The sequence below is a fragment of the Streptomyces chiangmaiensis genome (assembly GCF_036281785.1).
GTDB classification, from domain to species: domain Bacteria; phylum Actinomycetota; class Actinomycetes; order Streptomycetales; family Streptomycetaceae; genus Streptomyces; species Streptomyces chiangmaiensis.
Genome location: NZ_JAYWVC010000004.1, coordinates 1 through 16,812, shown reverse-complemented (window position 1 = coordinate 16,812; position 16,812 = coordinate 1). Strand labels below are relative to the sequence as shown.

Here is a 16,812-nt window from a genome sequence, read left to right as displayed (position 1 = left end):
AGCACTCGTGCAGCACGGAGAACACCCGCACGATGGCGGCATGGCACCCAAGGAACCCGTCTCCCTCGCCACGGCCCTCGCCTCCTTCACCGAGCTGTGGAGCCCGCGCATCGTCACCGCAGTCAACGACTACGACGTCCGCGTCGCCAAGGTCGAGGGCGAGCATCTCTGGCACACGCACGACCATACCGACGAGTTCTTTCTCGTCCTGGACGGCGAACTGAGCATCGCGCTGCGCGAGGCGGCCGGCGAGCGCACCGTCACGCTGCCCAAAGGCTCGGTCTTCACGGTCCCGCGCGGTACGGAGCACAGGCCGTCCGCCCCTGCCGGGGCCTCGATCCTGCTGTTCGAGCCCACCGGGACCATGACGGTCGGCGACCGCCACGAGGAGATCCCCGACCACGTGGACGCGACCACCGGGCACGCGCTGACCTGAGGCCGGAGCGCGGACGAGTCCCCCGCCGGGCGGCGGGGGACTCGCTCAGGGGCCGCGAAGGGACCGCTGATCGACCGCGGAGGGCCGGGTCCGGTCTACCGGTAGCCCTCCTGCGTGTCGTCATCGTCGTCCCACGATGCGCGTCGGTCGCCGCGCTCGCGGCGCAGGTCCGGGTCCGACACGTCGGACCCGCTACGGTCCTGCTCGCGCTTGTCCCGGTCGCGCGCCCGGTCGCCGGAGATCTCGCCGTACTCATGTTCGCGGTCCCGGCGGCGCATCCGGTCGTCGATGTCTCGTGGCATGGAACTGCTCCCTTGCAGTGGCCCCCCTGTCTGCGTAGAGCATCTCTCCGTGACCGCGTGAACGCATCCGGTAGGGAGATGTGCACGCACCGTCACCGACGTTGTCCACAGGCTCCGTGGCACCCGCGCCGCGGATGGCACTCTTGACCCATGAACGACTCCACACCTCGTCGCGTCCGTGTCCGTGCCCCCGAGCTGATCGGCAAGGGTGGCTGGCTGAACACGGGCGGTGAGCGGTACACCCTTGCCGACCTGCGAGGACGTATCGTCATCCTCGATTTTTGGACGTTCTGCTGCATCAACTGCCTGCACGTCCTGGACGAGCTGCGCGAGCTGGAGGAGAAGCACCGCGACACCGTGGTGATCATCGGTGTGCACTCTCCGAAGTTCGTCCACGAGGCGGAACACCAGGCGGTGGTGGACGCGGTCGAGCGGTACGGAGTGGAGCACCCGGTTCTCGACGACCCCGAGCTCGCCACCTGGAAGCAGTACGCCGTCCGCGCCTGGCCGACGCTCGCGGTCATCGACCCCGAGGGCTATGTGGTCGCCCAGCACGCGGGCGAGGGCCACGCACACGCGATAGCGCGGCTCGTCGAGGAGCTGGAGGAGGAGCACCAGGCCAAGGGCACGCTGCGCCGTGGCGACGGCCCCTACGTGGCGCCGGAGCCCGAGCCCACGACCCTTCGCTTCCCGGGCAAGGCGCTCCTGCTGCCGTCCGGGACGTTCCTGGTCAGCGACACCACCCGGCATCGGCTGGTGGAGCTCGCGGCGGACGGCGAGACGGTCGTCCGCAGGATCGGGTCGGGTGCACGGGGCTTCGCGGACGGCCCGGCGGACGCGGCGAGCTTCAGCGAGCCGCAGGGCCTGGCGCTGCTGGACGAGGGCGCGGTGGTCGTCGCCGACACCGTGAACCACGCGCTGCGCCGTCTGGACCTGGCGACCGGCGAGGTCACCACCCTCGCGGGCACCGGCAAGCAGTGGTGGCAGGGCTCGCCGACGTCCGGTTCTGCCCGGGAAGTGGACCTCTCCTCGCCGTGGGACGTGGCGGTCTTCGGCGGCCGGGTCTGGATCGCGATGGCGGGCGTGCACCAACTGTGGACGTACGACCCGCAGACGGCCACGGTCGCGGTTGCGGCCGGCACCACGAACGAGGGGCTGGTGGACGGTCCGGGCGCCGAGGCCTGGTTCGCTCAGCCGTCCGGGCTCGCGGTGTCCGCCGACGGCGAGCGGCTGTGGCTGGCGGACTCCGAGACGAGCGCCCTGCGCTGGGTGGACCGGGACGGTGCGGTCCACACGGCGGTCGGTACCGGGCTGTTCGACTTCGGGCACCGCGACGGTGCGGCGGAACAGGCACTGCTCCAGCATCCGTTGGGCGTCACCGCCCTGCCGGACGGCTCGGTGGCGGTCAGCGACACGTACAACCACGCCCTGCGGCGCTACGACCCGGCGACCGGTGAGGTGAGCACGCTGGCGACGGATCTGCGGGAGCCGTCGGACGCGGTGCTCGTCGGTGAGGACATCGTGGTCGTGGAGTCGGCCCGCCACCGGCTGACCCGGCTGCGGCTGCCCGAGGAGGCGGTCCAGGTCGCCTCGGTCGCCCACCGCACCCAGCGTGCGGCGACCGAAGTGGCACCGGGCCGGCTGCGGCTGGACGTGATCTTCCAGGCTCCGGCCGGTCAGAAGCTCGACACGCGCTACGGCCCCTCGACGCGGCTGCTGGTCTCCTCGACCCCGCCCGAGCTGCTGCTCAAGGGCGAGGGAGCGGACACGGACCTCACGCGTGAGCTGGAGTTGAATCCGGCGATATCGGAGGGCGTCCTGCACGTCTCGGCGATGGCCGCGTCCTGCGACGACGATCCCGCCAACGAGTACCCGGCGTGCCACGTCCACCAGCAGGACTGGGGTGTCCCGATCCGCCTGACGGACGGCGGGGCGGGGCGGCTTCCGCTGGTGCTGGCGGGCATGGACGCGGAATAGCACGCGACGGGCCGGGCGGGCCCGGGGTCACAGCCCCTGCCCGTCCCGGTGATGGTGCCGCTCCTCCTCGATGACGGGTGGCGGCACCAAGACCCGCCTCCGGCGGTGGATGCTGCTGAACGTGGCCACCCCGATCAGGCCGACGATCATGCAGATGACACCGACCAGCTGAGGGTCGACGCCTTGCGTGTGGCCGTCGGACGCGAACGCGAGGATGGCCCCTACGGCGACCAGGATGGTGCATCCACCCCGGCCCATGAGCCCCGCCCTGCCTGCGGGGGTCCGGTCCTTCCGACCCCGGGCCCGGGTGCCCGGGCCCGGGTGGGTGTGCGGGCAGCGGCTCGCGGGCTCGGTTCCTATCCCTCCAGGAACGCCACCAGCGCGTTCGCCAGCAGGTGCGGGTCGTCCGCGCCGCACAGCTCGCGGGTGCTGTGCATGGACAGGATCGCCGCGCCGATGTCGACCGTCCGGATGCCGTGGCGGGCCGCCGTGATGGGGCCGATGGTCGTGCCGCAGGGCATCGCGTTGTTCGAGACGAAGGACTGGAAGGGCACGTCCGCCTTCTCGCAGGCGGCGGCGAAGAGGGCCCGGCCCGAACCGTCCGTGGCGTAGCGGTTGTTGACGTTCACCTTGAGGATGGGGCCGCCGTTCGCCCGGGGGTGGTGGGTCGGGTCGTGCCGCTCCGCGTAGTTGGGGTGGACGGCGTGCCCGGTGTCGGAGGACAGGCAGACCGAGCCGGCGAAGGCACGCGCCCGGTCCTCGTACGAGCCGCCCCGGGCGAACACCGAGCGCTCCAGCACCGACCCGAGCAGCGGACCGTCGGCACCGGTGTCCGACTGGGAGCCGTTCTCCTCGTGGTCGAAGGCCGCGAGCACCGGAATGTACGCCAGGCCGGCGTCGGAGGCGGCCACGGCCGCCAGCGCCGCGGTGGCCGCGTGTACGGACAGCAGGTTGTCCATGCGCGGTCCCGCCACCAGGTCCTTGTCCCGGCCCAGGTAGGCCGGCGGCTCGACGGGATGGGTCATCAGGTCCCAGCCCGTCACCTCGCCCGTGGCCAGGCCCAGCTCCTCCTCCAGGAAGGCGATCAGGTCGCCGTCCCGCACGTCGTCGCCCACACCCCAGACCGGCTGCAGGTGGCGCTGCTTGTCGAGCTTCAGCCCCTCTGCGGAGACCGAGCGGTCCAGGTGGATGGCCAGCTGTGGCACGCGCAGCAGCGGTCTGTCGACGTTCACCAGGCGGGTCGAGCCGTCGCGCAGGGACAGCCGGCCCGCGAGGCCCAGGTCGCGGTCCAGCCAGGAGTTGAGGAGGGGGCCGCCGTAGATCTCCACCGCGATCTGCCGCCAGCCGTGTGCACCGCTGTCCGGCCGCGGCTTCACCCGCAGGTTCGGGGAGTCGGTGTGCGCGCCCACGATCCGGAACGGCGTGTGCGCTTCGGCACCCTGGGGGACGTACCACGCGATGATCGCGCCTCCGCGCAGCACGTACCTGCCGCCGCTCGTACCGTCCCACGCATCCGTCTCGGCGACCTGGTGGAAGCCGGCCTTCTCCAGCCGCTCGGCGGCGTTCGCCACGGCGTGGTACGGCGACGGACTCGCCGCCAGGAAAGACATGAGGTCGTCGGTGTGACCGCGGTCGAAGCGGGGGCTTGTGCTCATGTGTTCACCTTAACGACGGACGAGGGCCCGCTCCCGATGATCGGGAGCGGGCCCTCGTAAGGGGGATGTGGAGAGTCGGGGGGATCCGGACGGACCGGGGCGCTGGTCGGCCCGCTACGGACGTCGCAGGCGACGGGTCCCGGCGGGGGCCGGCCGTGTCCTAGAACGCGGCCTCGTCCAGCTCCATGAGGTCCAGGTCCACACCTTCGGCCACCTTGCGGGTCAGGGTCACGCCCGGCAGCACGTTGGCGGCGAAGAACTTCGCCGCCGCGATCTTGCCGGTGTAGAACGCCTTGTCCTTGGCGGAGGCCGTCTGAAGCTTCTCGGCGGCGATCGCGGCACCCTTCAGCAGCAGGTAGCCGACGACGACGTCACCGGAGGCCAGCAGCAGGCGGGTGGTGTTCAGGCCCACCTTGTAGATGTTCTTGACGTCCTGCTCGGTGGCGGCGAGGTCGGTCAGCATCAGGCCGACGATGGCCTCCAGCTCGACGGCCGCCTTGGCGAGGTGCTCGCGGGCGCCCGCCAGCTCCTCGCCGCCCGTGCCGAGCGCGAGGAACTTCTTGATGTCCTCGGCGAGGGAGTTCAGCGCGGCGCCCTGGTTGCGGACGATCTTCCGGAAGAAGAAGTCCTGGCCCTGGATCGCGGTGGTGCCCTCGTACAGGGTGTCGATCTTGGCGTCGCGGATGTACTGCTCGATCGGGTATTCCTGCAGGAAGCCGGAGCCGCCGAAGGTCTGCAGCGACTGGGCGAGCTGCTCGTAGCCCTTCTCGGAGCCGTAGCCCTTGACGATCGGCAGGAGCAGGTCGTTGAGGGCTTCCTCGGCGGAGGCTTCCTCGCCGGTCGCCTCCTTGACCGTGATCGTGTCCTGGATGGAGGCCGTGTAGAGGACGAGGGCGCGCATGCCCTCGGCGTACGCCTTCTGCGTCATCAGCGAGCGGCGCACGTCGGGGTGGTGCGTGATGGTGACCTTGGGCGCGGCCTTGTCCATGAAGTTGGCCAGATCCGGGCCCTGTACGCGCTCCTTGGCGTACTCGAGCGCGTTCAGGTAGCCGGTGGACAGCGTGGAGATCGCCTTCGTGCCGACCATCATGCGGGCGAACTCGATGATGCGGAACATCTGGCGGATGCCGTCGTGCTTGTCGCCGATCAGCCAGCCCTTGGCCGGGTGGCGGTCGCCGAAGGTCATCTCGCAGGTGTTGGAGGCCTTCAGGCCCATCTTGTGCTCGACGTTGGTGGCGTACACGCCGTTGCGCTCACCCAGCTCGCCGGTCTCGAAGTCGAAGAGGTACTTCGGGACGAGGAAGAGGGACAGGCCCTTGGTGCCGGGGCCGGCGCCCTCGGGACGGGCGAGGACGTAGTGGAGGATGTTCTCCTCCATGTCGTGCTCACCGGAGGTGATGAAGCGCTTCACGCCCTCGATGTGCCAGGAGCCGTCCTCCTGCTGGACGGCCCTGGTACGGCCGGCGCCCACGTCCGAACCGGCGTCCGGCTCGGTGAGCACCATGGTGGAGCCCCAGGTCTTCTCGACGGCTATCTGCGCGATCTTCTTCTGGGCCTCGGTGCCCTCCTCGAAGAGGATGCGGGCGAACGCCGGGCCGGAGGAGTACATCCAGATCGCCGGGTTCGAGCCGAGGACCAGCTCCGCATACGCCCAGATCAGGGATGGCGGGGCGGTGGTGCCGCCGATCTCCTCGGGCAGTCCGAGGCGCCAGTACTCGGAGTCCATGAAGGCCTTGTAGCTCTTCTTGAAGGACGCCGGGACGGGCGCGGTGTTCGTCTCGGGGTCGAAGACGGGCGGGTTGCGGTCGGCGTCGGCGAAGGACTCCGCCAGCTCGTTCTCCGACAGGCGGGTGAGCTCCCCGAGAATGCTCTTGGCGGTGTCCGAGTCCATCTCCGCGAACGGGCCGGTGCCGTACAGCTTGTCGCGCCCGAGCACCTCGAAGAGGTTGAACTCGATGTCGCGGAGATTCGACTTGTAGTGCCCCATGGCGACGGCTCCGTAGAGGGATCGGCGAGGCACTGTCTCCTCGCATCTGGTTCACGTACCAACTAGTAGCACCGATGATGCTACCCGTCGGTAATAAGAATCAACCCCTCATGGCTCTGATGTGGCCCACTACTCTTTGGGGCATGTACGGCTACCAGAACGCGGGCGCGCAGCAGCAGTACGCCCCGCCGCAGCAGCAGATGCCCGGGCAGCAGATGCCGGGCGGGCAGATGCCCGGCGGATACGGCCAGCAGCCGCCGCTCTACCCCGAGCCGTCACCGCCGTCGCTCGCGGACGCGGTCCGGGCCTTCACCACCGGGTCGGTGTCGGCCGAGGACTTCCAGCAGATCTTCGCCACGTCCAAGGTGTACTGCCCGCGCGGCGACAACCCGGGGTTCCTGGCGCTGCACAACACCCAGCAGCCCGTGATCCCCATGTTCACCTCGCTGAAGGAGCTGCGCCGGTACGCCGGCAAGGAGTCCAAGTACTTCGTGATCACCGGGTCCGAGGTGATCGATCTGCTGCCGACCGGATACGGGTTCGTCCTCGACATGGAGGGTGAGCACCGGATGGTCTTCGACGCGAAGGCGGTCGAGCAGATGGTGGAGTTCGCGATGCGTCGGATGTACGGCTAGAGGCCGGTTTCGCGCAGATGACAGGTCGCCGTTTCCGCGCCGGCGGCCACAGCCTCAAGTCGCTCACCGAGCCGACGATGAACCCTTCACGGACACCACCCCGCCGGCCGGCGGCACGGTCAGGTGCAAGGTCGGCCACGCGGGTGACGGCGCACATGGCGGTCACGGCATCCGGCAAGGGCGAGGTCTCCCGCACCTGCAGGGCCACTGCAACGGCAGGTGGCACTCGGCCGGCTCCGAGTACTTCCCGGTCGGCACGAGCGAGAAGTAGGGGGGTTGCCTGGAGATGCCCGGGGGGGCGCGGATGCGGGCGGTGTACGTCTACGGATCGTCCGGTGACACCGTGAACTCCACGATGTACGGGGCCTGGAAGTACCTGTACGTGAGCAAGTGACGCAGCCGACACGGTGACAGGAGCCCGGAGGGAATGCCCTTCGGGCTTTTCGCGTTCCGGGTGGCAGAAAGTTCAACCATCAACTAAAGTGAGAGCACAAGGAGGTACCGACATGCCTGCAGTGACCGTCGAAAACCCGCTGACCCTGCCCCGTGTGGTCGCTCCGGCCGACGCGGTGGCCCGACCCGTGCTCGGTGTCACGACCGCACCCAGCGGCTTCGAGGGCGAGGGCTTCCCGGTCCGTCGCGCGTTCGCCGGGATCCACTACCGCCACCTCGACCCGTTCATCATGATGGACCAGATGGGCGAGGTGGAGTACGCGCCGGGCGAGCCCAAGGGCACCCCGTGGCACCCACACCGTGGCTTCGAAACGGTCACGTACATCATCGATGGCATCTTCGACCACCAGGACTCCCAAGGCGGTGGCGGCACCATCACCAACGGCGACACCCAGTGGATGACCGCCGGTTCGGGCCTGCTGCACATCGAGGCCCCACCGGAGTCGCTGGTCGTGTCCGGCGGTCTGTTCCACGGCATCCAGCTCTGGGTCAACCTGCCCGCCAAGGACAAGATGATGGCCCCGCGCTACCAGGACATCCGCGGTGGCCAGGTGCAGCTGCTGACGACCCCCGACGGAGGCGCACTGCTGCGCGTCATCGCCGGTGAGCTGGACGGCCACAAGGGCCCGGGCATCACGCACACGCCGATCACCCTGGTCCACGCGACCGTGGCGCCGGGCGCGGAGATCACCCTGCCCTGGCGCGAGGACTTCAACGGTCTCGCGTACGTCCTGGCCGGTCGCGGCAGCGTGGGCACGGAGCGGCGGCCGATCCACCTCGGCCAGACCGCTGTGTTCGGCGCGGGCTCCTCGCTGACCGTCCGCGCGGACGAGAAGCAGGACTCCAACACGCCGGACCTGGAAGTCCTCCTGCTGGGCGGGCAGCCGATCCGTGAGCCGATGGCCCACTACGGTCCGTTCGTGATGAACACCCGCGAAGAGCTCCAGGAGGCCTTCGAGGACTTCCAGAAGGGCCGCCTCGGCACCATCCCGGCGGTGCACGGGATGACCGCAAGCGGTCCGCAGGGCTCGTGACCAGCGGCCGCATGGCCGACCGAGTCTGACGCCGCGTCACCCGGGCGGGCCGTCCGCACAGGACAGCCCGCCCCTGGCGTGCTGGTCTGGGAAGGTGCAGCTCCTTCCCGACCCCGTACGCCGGCTCGCCGCCTGGTGCGTCGTCATCCTGCTGGTCGCGGGGGTCGGCTGGGTGGGGATCCGGCTGTGCGCGGTGTTCCGCACCGCTGTCGTCCCCGTGCTGCTGGCGCTGCTGGGGACCGCGCTCCTCGGGCCGCTGTACCGGCGGCTCGTGCAGGTCGGCGTGCAGCGGTCGCTCGCCGCCGTGATCACGTGTCTGGCCGTGATGGCCGTGGTGGGCGGGGCCGTGTACGTCGTCGTCGCCGCGCTCATGGACAGCGGCGACCAGATCATCGACTCGCTCAGACGCGCAGCGAAGTCGCTCACGCGGTTCTTCGGGGCCGCCGGGACGTCACTGGACGATGTGGTGTCCCATTCCAAGGAGCTGCTGACCAAGTTCGGCGGGACCGCCGCCTCCAATGTCATCAGCGGGGTCAGCGTCGTCGGCGAGACCATCGCCATGGCCGTCCTGGCCCTGCTGCTCGTCTTCTTCTTCCTGCGCGACTCCCACCGGGTCGCAGGCCTGTTGCGCTCGCTCGTCCCGCGTGGTGCCGCCGACACCGTCGAGGTCATGGCGCGGCGCGCCTTCGAGGCGGTCGAGGGATTCATGCGCGGGACCACGATCATCGCGCTCATCGACGCGATCTGCATCACCGTGGGGCTGCTGGTCCTGCGCGTCCCGGGCGCGGTCGGGCTCGGTGCGCTCGTCTTCGTCGGCGCGTACATCCCCTACCTCGGAGCCTTCCTCTCCGGGGCGGTCGCGATCCTGGTCGCCCTCGCCGACCGCGGGTTCGTCATCGCGCTGTGGGCGCTCGGCGTGGTCGTCGCCGTGCAGCTGCTGGAGGGGCACGTGCTCCAGCCGGTGATCCAGAGCCGGACCGTGCAGATGCATCCCGCGGCGGTGCTGCTGGCGATCACCGCGGGCGCGTCGGTCGCCGGGATCCTGGGGATGCTGCTGGCCGTGCCGCTGACGGCGGCGGCGTTCGGTGTCGCCCACGAGCTGAGGACGCGCTACGGGGACGGGGAGGCGGCACAAACACGTCCGCCGGAACCCGAGGGTGGGCGGTGAGGACCGCCGAAGGCGTGGCCGAGGGCCCTGTCACCGAAGCGACGGGTCCTGAGCCTCCACGTCCTCCTTCGCCGGCTCCTCGTGCAGTTCGAACCAGGTGCTCTTGCCCTCGCCCTGCGGATCCACCCCCCAGGCGTCGGCGAGCAGTTCGATGAGGACCAGGCCGCGCCCTGAGGAGGCGAGTTCGCCGGGGTCACGCTTGTGCGGAAGGTCGTCGCCGCCGTCCGTGACCTCCACACGCACCAGACGTCCCCCCCTGCCGTCCACGCTGTCCAGGCCGTCCGCGTCGCTGAGGACCTCCGCGACGAGGAGCGCGTCCGTGTCGGTGTGCACGAGGACGTTCGTGAGCACCTCGGAGACCAGGAGGACGGCCGAGTTGACCTGGTCCTCGCAGGACCAGTCGTGCAGCAGCTCGCGCACCTGCTGCCGGACAACCGCGACCCGCTCCGGCTCGGCCTGCGCGACCGTCAGCATCGTGCGGCGCACGACATGCCGTCCACCCGCCACGGTGGTGCAGCTGCTCCCGTAGCCGCCCCGGCACAGCAGCACCACGGCTATGTCGTCCTCGCGCCGGTCGGTCAGCGGCCCGGTGGCGTGGTGCGAGCAGGGCCCGTGCACGGCCTGGACCAGAGCGTCGGCCAGCTCCTCCATGTCGCCGTCGTGTTCCTCCAGGATCCGCCGGATCCGCCGCCAGCCGGTGTCCAGATCGTGTCCGCCGGTCTCGATCAGCCCGTCCGTGCAGAGAAGCATGGTCTCGCCGGGCTCCAGGACGAGCCGGGTGGTCGGGTAGTCCGCGTCCGGGTCGATGCCGAGCGGCAGCCCGCCCGCGGTCGGCCGCATCAGCACCGTCCGGTCGGTGGTGCGGATCGCGGGGTCGGGGTGGCCGGCGCGGGCGATCTCCAGCGTTCCGGTCGCCGGGTCCACCTCGACGTAGAGACAGGTCGCGAAGCGCAGGTCGGCGCCGTCCTCGCCGTACGTCATTCCGTGCAGGAACCGCGAGGCGCGCGAGAGGACGGCGTCCGGGCGATGGCCCTCGGAGGCATAGGCGTGCAGCGCTATCCGCAGCTGGCCCATGAGGCCCGCGGCGCGCACGTCATGGCCCTGGACGTCGCCGATGGTGAGCGCGAACCGGCCTCCCCCGGACTCCGTCCGGGAGGTGCCCCCAGGCAGCTGGATCATGTCGTACCAGTCGCCGCCCACCTGGAGCCCGCCGCCGGTGGGCACATAGCGCGCGGCCACGGTCATCCCCGGTATCGCCGGGCCCAGTGTGGGCAGCATCGAGCGCTGCAGCCCGTCCGTCAGCTCCCGCTCCGTCTCGGCGGCGCCCGCGCGGGTCAGGGCCTGGGCGAGCATCCGGGCGACCGTGGTGAGTACCGAGCGCTCGTCGGGCGCGAAGGTCACCGGGTACTTGAAGGCCGCCATCCACGCGCCCATCGTGCGGCCCGCCACGGTCAGCGGCAGGAAGGCCCAGGACCGGCGGCCGAAGTGCGCGGCGAGCGGCCAGGAGACGGGGTAGCGGGCCCGGTACTCCTCGGGCGAGGACAGATAGACGGCGCGCCCGGTGCGGACGACCTCGGCGGCCGGGTAGTCCGTGTCGAGCGACATCTGTGTGAAGGGTTCCTCGTCCCCTGCCTTGTGCCCGTGGTGCCCTATGACGATCAGCCGGTCGCCGTCGGCCCCGAAGACCGCGAGCCCGTCCGGGGAGAAGCCGGGCATCGCCAGCCCCGCCGCCACCCGCAGCACCTCCTGTGTGGACCGGGCCTCGGCGAGGGCACGCCCCGCGTCCAGCAGGAACGCCTCGCGTGAGCGGCGCCAGTCGCCGGTGATGGGGGAGCGGGCGGCGTACGGGGAGGGATCGGTGACCTCCTGGAGGGTGCCGACCAGCTCGTATTCGCCGGTCCGCGGGTCGATCGACGGCTTGGACCGGCTGCGGACGGTGCGGACGACGCGCCCGTGCCCGTCCATGATCCGCATCCGCACCTCGGCGATGGTGCCTTCGGCCAGGGCGAGCTGGACGACCCCGTCGACCTCGTTCCAGTCGACGGGGTGGAAGCGGGCGCGCATCCCGGCCTGGGAGAGCGTCGTCGCCCGCGCGGGCAGCCCGACCAGCCGTGCGGCCTCGGCGTCCAGAGTGACGAGTCCTGCGGCGGCGTCGTAGCGCCACAGACCGGTCGCGAGATCGGCCAGGACGTCCCCCACGGCGGGCAGGGGCTCACCAGTGCGCATTGCCCCACTGTAAGAAGAGCTGATCGAAAGGTGCCACCGAACGTGAGAAAAAGGACATCCTGTAGGGCCCCGGAGCGATCTCGCAGCCCCACCGGAGGCGTCCGCGCCCATGATCGGCGCGCGCCTGTGCGTTATGTGGGGGAGGCGATCTTGGGGCGGCCGGTACCCTTGGTAGGTCCGGGCCGTGACCGCCCGGAGGCGCCGGGGCGCGACCCCGGAAAGACCCCGATCCGCGAAGACTGGATGAACGACGATGCATCGGTACAGGTCCCACACCTGCGGCGAGCTCCGCGCCTCTGACGTCGGCAGCGACGTCCGGCTGAGCGGCTGGCTGCACAATCGGCGCGACCTGGGCGGCATCCTCTTCATCGATCTGCGCGACCACTACGGCATCACGCAGCTCGTCGCACGCCCCGGCACGCCCGCCTACGAGGCGCTCGACAAGCTCTCCAAGGAGACGGTCGTCCGCGTCGACGGCCTTGTCGTCTCCCGCGGCGCGGAGAACGTGAACCCCGACCTGCCGACCGGCGAGGTCGAGATCGAGGTCGGCGAGGTGGAGGTGCTGGGCGAGGCCGCCCCGCTTCCCTTCACGATCAACACCGAGGACGGGGTGAACGAGGAGCGGCGCCTGGAGTACCGCTTCCTGGACCTGCGCCGCGAGCGCATGCACCGCAACATCCTGCTGCGCACGTCCGTGATCTCGGCCATCCGCCACAAGATGGCAGCGATGGGCTTCAACGAGATGGCGACCCCGATCCTCAGCGCCACCTCTCCGGAGGGTGCCCGCGACTTCGTCGTCCCCTCCCGTCTGCATCCGGGCAAGTTCTACGCGCTGCCGCAGGCTCCGCAGCAGTTCAAGCAGCTGCTGATGATCTCCGGGTTCGACCGCTACTTCCAGATCGCGCCCTGCTTCCGTGACGAGGATGCCCGCGCGGACCGCTCGCCGGGCGAGTTCTACCAGCTCGACGTCGAGATGAGCTTCGTCGAGCAGGAGGACGTCTTCCAGCCGATCGAGAAGCTCATGACGGAGATCTTCGAGGAGTTCGGCGGTGGCCGTCACGTCACCTCCCCCTTCCCGCGGATCCCGTTCCGCGAGGCGATGCTGAAGTACGGCTCCGACAAGCCGGACCTGCGCGCCAAGCTGGAGCTGGTGGACATCACCGATGTCTTCGAGGGCTCGGAGTTCAAGGCCTTCGCGGGCAAGCACGTGCGCGCGCTGCCGGTGCCGGCCGTACAGGACCAGCCGCGGAAGTTCTTCGACCAGCTCGGTGAGTACGCCGTCTCGCTGGGTGCCAAGGGACTGGCCTGGGTGCGTGTCACCGAGGACGGCTCACTGGCGGGCCCGATCGCCAAGTTCCTCACCGAGGAGAACGTCAAGGTCCTCACCGAGCGCCTCGGCCTGGAGGCCGGCCATGCCGTCTTCTTCGGCGCGGGCGAGTTCGACGAGGTCTCCAAGATCATGGGTGCCGTGCGGGTGGAGGCCGCCAAGCGCGCCGGCCACTTCGAGGAGGGCGTCTTCCGCTTCTGCTGGATCGTCGACTTCCCGATGTACGAGAAGGACGAGGAGACCGGCGCGATCGACTTCTCGCACAACCCGTTCTCGATGCCGCAGGGCGGTCTGGAAGCCCTTCAGACCCAGGACCCGCTGGACATCCTGGGCTGGCAGTACGACATCGTCTGCAACGGTGTCGAGCTGTCCTCCGGCGCCATCCGGAACCACGAGCCGGAGATCATGCTCAAGGCCTTCGAGATCGCGGGCTACGACCGTGAGACCGTCGAGGAGAAGTTCGCGGGCATGCTGCGTGCCTTCCGCTTCGGCGCCCCGCCGCACGGCGGCATCGCGCCGGGTGTGGACCGCATCGTCATGCTGCTGGCCGACGAGCCCAACATCCGCGAGACGATCGCCTTCCCGCTCAACGGAAACGCCCTGGACCTGATGATGGGCGCACCGACGGAGCTGGACGAGGCACGGCTGCGCGAGCTGCACCTGTCCATTCGCAAGCCGCAGCCGAAGTAAGGGCGCTGCACGAGAGCGGGCCCGGAACCCCGAAGAGGGGTTCCGGGCCCGTCCGTCTTTTCCGCGAACACGACGTCGTGACAGGGCCTTGCCCCCCGACCCGTCGTGATCCGCGTCCGCCCGCCGAACGACCCGGCATCAACCTCCGCTCGGGTCCCCGGACGGAACCGCCCTGATCGAGGTAGACCGGCCGGTGGCCGGACGGAAGGGCCCGGGAAGCGTGCGGCTTCCCGGGCCCCTGAGGTCGTACCGTCCCGCGTTCCGCGGTCCTACTCGGTCTCGCCGCCGAAGCGTGCCTTGTAGTTCTCCAGGTCCTCCTCCGTGAGCTTGGCGAAGAGGACCGGTGGGACGGTGAACGGCGTGCCCGGGGCGACGGCGGTGAGGGATGTGGCCTCCTCCTGTGTGACCCAGGCCGCCGTGTCGTCCGTCAGGTCGAAGGCGCCGCGCATGGCCGCCGAGGACGTCGGGATGAACGGTTCCGAGACGACGGCGTAGAGGTGGATCAGGTTCATCGCCGTGCGGAGGGTGAGGGCCGCGCCCTCCTTGTTCGTCTTGATCTCCAGCCAGGGGGCCTTCTCCTCGAGGTAGGAGTTGCCGGCCGACCACAGGGCGCGCAGCGAGGCCGCCGCCTTGCGGAACTGGATGGCCTCCATGTGCTCCTCGTACTCGGCGAGCAGGCGTGCGATCTCCGCACCGAGCCTCGCCTCCGCCTCGCCCGGCTCGCCGCCCTCCGGCACCGCGTCGCCGAAGCGCTTGCGGGAGAAGGACAGGACCCGGTTGACGAAGTTGCCCAGTGTGTCCGCCAGGTCCTTGTTCACCGTGGCCGTGAAGTGCTCCCAGGTGAAGGACGAGTCGTCGGACTCCGGCGCGTTCGCCATCATGAAGTAGCGCCAGTAGTCGGCCGGGAGGATCTCCAGCGCGTCATGCGTGAAGACACCGCGCTTCTGCGACGTGGAGAACTTGCCGCCGTAGTAGTTCAGCCAGTTGAAGGCCTTGATGACGTCGACCTTCTTCCACGGCGAGCGGGTGCCCAGCAGGGTCGCCGGGAACATCACGCTGTGGAAGGGCACGTTGTCCTTGCCCATGAACTGCGTGTAGTGGACGTCCGCGTCCGACTCCCACCACCACGAGCGCCAGTCCCGGTTCTCCGGGTCCCGGTCCGCCCACTCCTTCGTCGCGCCGATGTACTCGATCGGGGCGTCGAACCAGACGTAGAAGACCTTGCCCTCGGCGGCCAGGTCCGGCCAGGCGTCGGCCGGCACCGGGACGCCCCAGTCCAGGTCACGGGTGATCGCCCGGTCGTGCAGACCCTCGGTGAGCCACTTGCGGGCGATCGAGGAGGCCAGCACCGGCCAGTCGTCGGCGCGCTCGTCGACCCATGCCTCGACCTCGCCGGCGAGCGCGGACTGGAGGAGGAAGAGGTGCTTGGTCTCGCGGACCTCGAGGTCGCTGCTGCCGCTGATCGCCGAGCGCGGGTCGATCAGGTCCGTCGGGTCCAGGACGCGGGTGCAGTTCTCGCACTGATCGCCGCGCGCCTTGTCGTAGCCGCAGTGCGGGCAGGTGCCGATGATGTACCGGTCGGGCAGGAAGCGGCCGTCGGTAATCGAGTACACCTGGCGGATGGCCCGCTCCTCGATGAACCCGTTCGACTTGAGCTCGCGGGCGATCTCCTGCGTGATGTCCCGGTTCTGCGGGGAGGAGCTGCGCCCGAAGTAGTCGAAGGCCAGGTTGAAGCCGTCGTACACGGCCTTCTGCGCGTCGTGGGCCTGGGCGCAGAACTCGTCGACCGGAAGTCCCAGCTCCTTCGCCGCCAGCTCGGCGGGGGTGCCGTGCTCGTCCGTCGCGCAGATGTACAGGACGTCGTGGCCGCGCTGGCGGAGGTACCGGGAGTACACGTCCGCCGGGAGCATGGACCCCACCATGTTGCCCAGGTGCTTGATCCCGTTGATGTACGGAAGGGCGCTGGTGATGAGGTGTCGAGCCATCGCGGGCTGCTCCCAAGTCGCTACGTGGGGTGACGGTGCGTCCGTTTTCGGGTCGTCTGCATCGTCTACGAACCTTGAAATCGTAGCCGACATGGGTGGGCCGCCCGCTTCCCGTTTTGATTCGTGGGAAGGGGCGGCCGCGGTGTGGCCTGCCGGGCGGGCCCGGATCACGGGCGCCAGGACGCCAGGATGCCCTCGTAGACCTCCGAGTCCGTCAGCTCGAGCGGGGTCTCGCCGGCCAGGAAGGCCGAGGTGTTGTCCGACTTGAGCTTGCGCAGGTAGTCGAAGGCCTTGTTCTCGGGGTCACCGAAGGCGACGAAGGAGAAGAAGACGGCGGGGTGCTTCTGCGCGGCGTCCGTGAGGGACCGGGTGGCTGGGGTCTTCGCGTCCGGGGCGCCGTCCGTCTGGAAGACCACCAGGCCGGGCAGGCCCGGGTCCGACTTCTCGTGGTGGGCGAGCACCGCCTCCACGGCCACGTGGTAGCTGGTACGGCCCATGCGGCCGAGGCCCGCGTGGAGCTCGTCGATCTTGTTCTCGTGGTCGGTGAGGGACAGTTCGCCCGTGCCGTCCAGTTCTGTGGAGAAGAACACCACGTGGACCCTGGCCTCGGGGTCCAGATGGGCGGCAAGCGCGAGGGCCTGCTCGCCGAGGGCCTGGGCGGAGCCGTCCTTGTAGTACGGGCGCATGGAGGCGGAGCGGTCCAGTACGAGGTAGACCCTGGCCCGGGTGCCGGTGAGGCCGTGCTTCTCGAGGGCGGTGGCCGCGGCCTCGTAGGCGGAGGTCAGACCCGGTGCGCGCGACGTGAGGCCGGCGAGCGTGACGGCGGGTTCGGCGGCGGTCGGTTCGCCGGCCCGAGCGGCCACGGGCTCGGCCACGTCCCGTTCGGCCTCGGGGGTGGCCGCCGGCTCGGGCTCCGGGTCGGGGGTGACGTCGGCGG

Annotated in this window: 13 protein-coding genes; 6 read left to right on the top strand and 7 right to left on the bottom strand. The window is 70.0% G+C overall.

Going from position 1 to position 16,812, the window contains the following annotated elements; translation table 11 throughout:
• Positions 1-40: 40 nt before the first annotated feature.
• Positions 41-436: a cupin domain-containing protein gene (locus VXC91_RS02365; RefSeq protein ID WP_329504691.1), complete on the top strand. Its 396-nt coding sequence runs from the start codon at positions 41-43 to the stop codon at positions 434-436.
• Between the two features lie 95 nt (positions 437-531).
• Here VXC91_RS02365 and VXC91_RS02360 read toward each other — a convergent pair whose 3' ends face one another.
• Positions 532-738 carry a hypothetical protein gene (locus VXC91_RS02360; protein WP_329504690.1) on the bottom strand — a complete coding sequence of 69 codons (207 nt, stop codon included), beginning with the start codon at positions 736-738 and terminating at the stop codon, positions 532-534.
• A 150-nt stretch (positions 739-888) separates the two neighbouring features.
• On the opposite strand from VXC91_RS02360, the gene VXC91_RS02355 reads away from it, so the two are divergent.
• Positions 889-2,715 carry an NHL domain-containing thioredoxin family protein gene (locus tag VXC91_RS02355; protein ID WP_329504689.1) on the top strand — a complete coding sequence of 609 codons (1,827 nt, stop codon included), beginning with the start codon at positions 889-891 and terminating at the stop codon, positions 2,713-2,715.
• Positions 2,716-2,742: 27 nt separating this feature from the next.
• On the opposite strand, the gene VXC91_RS02350 is transcribed toward VXC91_RS02355, so the two are convergent.
• The 3 genes from VXC91_RS02350 to VXC91_RS02340 form a co-directional block, all read right to left on the bottom strand.
• The gene (locus tag VXC91_RS02350) at positions 2,743-2,973 is read right to left on the bottom strand and encodes a hypothetical protein (RefSeq protein WP_329504688.1); all 231 of its coding nucleotides are present in this window, start codon (positions 2,971-2,973) and stop codon (positions 2,743-2,745) included.
• A gap of 98 nt (positions 2,974-3,071) precedes the next feature.
• Positions 3,072-4,370 (bottom strand): M18 family aminopeptidase, encoded by a 1,299-nt coding sequence (locus tag VXC91_RS02345; protein ID WP_329504687.1) that lies wholly within the window; start codon positions 4,368-4,370, stop codon positions 3,072-3,074.
• A gap of 160 nt (positions 4,371-4,530) precedes the next feature.
• The gene (locus VXC91_RS02340) at positions 4,531-6,357 is read right to left on the bottom strand and encodes an acyl-CoA dehydrogenase (protein ID WP_329504822.1); all 1,827 of its coding nucleotides are present in this window, start codon (positions 6,355-6,357) and stop codon (positions 4,531-4,533) included.
• Positions 6,358-6,500: 143 nt separating this feature from the next.
• Between VXC91_RS02340 and VXC91_RS02335 the strand changes: the two genes are divergently transcribed.
• From VXC91_RS02335 to VXC91_RS02325, 3 genes are all read left to right on the top strand, one after another.
• A complete protein-coding gene (locus VXC91_RS02335; RefSeq protein WP_329504686.1) occupies positions 6,501-6,992 on the top strand; it encodes an SseB family protein in 492 nt (163 codons plus the stop codon).
• Between the two features lie 506 nt (positions 6,993-7,498).
• On the top strand, positions 7,499-8,479 hold the full coding sequence (locus VXC91_RS02330; RefSeq protein ID WP_329504685.1) for a pirin family protein: 981 nt from the start codon (positions 7,499-7,501) through the stop codon (positions 8,477-8,479).
• A 94-nt stretch (positions 8,480-8,573) separates the two neighbouring features.
• Complete coding sequence (locus tag VXC91_RS02325) at positions 8,574-9,647, top strand: AI-2E family transporter (protein WP_329504684.1); 1,074 nt, start codon at positions 8,574-8,576, stop codon at positions 9,645-9,647.
• Between the two features lie 30 nt (positions 9,648-9,677).
• Here VXC91_RS02325 and VXC91_RS02320 read toward each other — a convergent pair whose 3' ends face one another.
• Positions 9,678-11,873 carry an ATP-binding SpoIIE family protein phosphatase gene (locus VXC91_RS02320; protein ID WP_329504683.1) on the bottom strand — a complete coding sequence of 732 codons (2,196 nt, stop codon included), beginning with the start codon at positions 11,871-11,873 and terminating at the stop codon, positions 9,678-9,680.
• A gap of 253 nt (positions 11,874-12,126) precedes the next feature.
• Between VXC91_RS02320 and aspS the strand changes: the two genes are divergently transcribed.
• The gene (gene aspS / locus VXC91_RS02315; RefSeq protein ID WP_329504682.1) at positions 12,127-13,890 is read left to right on the top strand and encodes an aspartate--tRNA ligase; all 1,764 of its coding nucleotides are present in this window, start codon (positions 12,127-12,129) and stop codon (positions 13,888-13,890) included.
• 269 nt (positions 13,891-14,159) lie between these two features.
• On the opposite strand, the gene metG is transcribed toward aspS, so the two are convergent.
• Positions 14,160-15,875: a methionine--tRNA ligase gene (metG, locus tag VXC91_RS02310; RefSeq protein WP_329504680.1), complete on the bottom strand. Its 1,716-nt coding sequence runs from the start codon at positions 15,873-15,875 to the stop codon at positions 14,160-14,162.
• A 167-nt stretch (positions 15,876-16,042) separates the two neighbouring features.
• Positions 16,043-16,812 (bottom strand): VWA domain-containing protein (locus VXC91_RS02305; RefSeq protein ID WP_329504679.1); only part of this gene is annotated, 770 nt, incomplete at its 5' end.

Excerpts from the sequence above, each read along its gene's own strand:
- VXC91_RS02365 (WP_329504691.1), top strand. The coding sequence starts at position 41 with ATGGCACCCAAGGAACCCGTCTCCCTCGCCACGGCCCTCGCCTCCTTC.
- VXC91_RS02360 (WP_329504690.1), bottom strand. The coding sequence starts at position 738 with ATGCCACGAGACATCGACGACCGGATGCGCCGCCGGGACCGCGAACAT.
- VXC91_RS02355 (WP_329504689.1), top strand. The coding sequence starts at position 889 with ATGAACGACTCCACACCTCGTCGCGTCCGTGTCCGTGCCCCCGAGCTG.
- VXC91_RS02350 (WP_329504688.1), bottom strand. The coding sequence starts at position 2,973 with ATGGGCCGGGGTGGATGCACCATCCTGGTCGCCGTAGGGGCCATCCTC.
- VXC91_RS02345 (WP_329504687.1), bottom strand. The coding sequence starts at position 4,370 with ATGAGCACAAGCCCCCGCTTCGACCGCGGTCACACCGACGACCTCATG.
- VXC91_RS02340 (WP_329504822.1), bottom strand. The coding sequence starts at position 6,357 with ATGGGGCACTACAAGTCGAATCTCCGCGACATCGAGTTCAACCTCTTC.
- VXC91_RS02335 (WP_329504686.1), top strand. The coding sequence starts at position 6,501 with ATGTACGGCTACCAGAACGCGGGCGCGCAGCAGCAGTACGCCCCGCCG.
- VXC91_RS02330 (WP_329504685.1), top strand. The coding sequence starts at position 7,499 with ATGCCTGCAGTGACCGTCGAAAACCCGCTGACCCTGCCCCGTGTGGTC.
- VXC91_RS02320 (WP_329504683.1), bottom strand. The coding sequence starts at position 11,873 with ATGCGCACTGGTGAGCCCCTGCCCGCCGTGGGGGACGTCCTGGCCGAT.
- aspS (WP_329504682.1), top strand. The coding sequence starts at position 12,127 with ATGCATCGGTACAGGTCCCACACCTGCGGCGAGCTCCGCGCCTCTGAC.
- metG (WP_329504680.1), bottom strand. The coding sequence starts at position 15,875 with ATGGCTCGACACCTCATCACCAGCGCCCTTCCGTACATCAACGGGATC.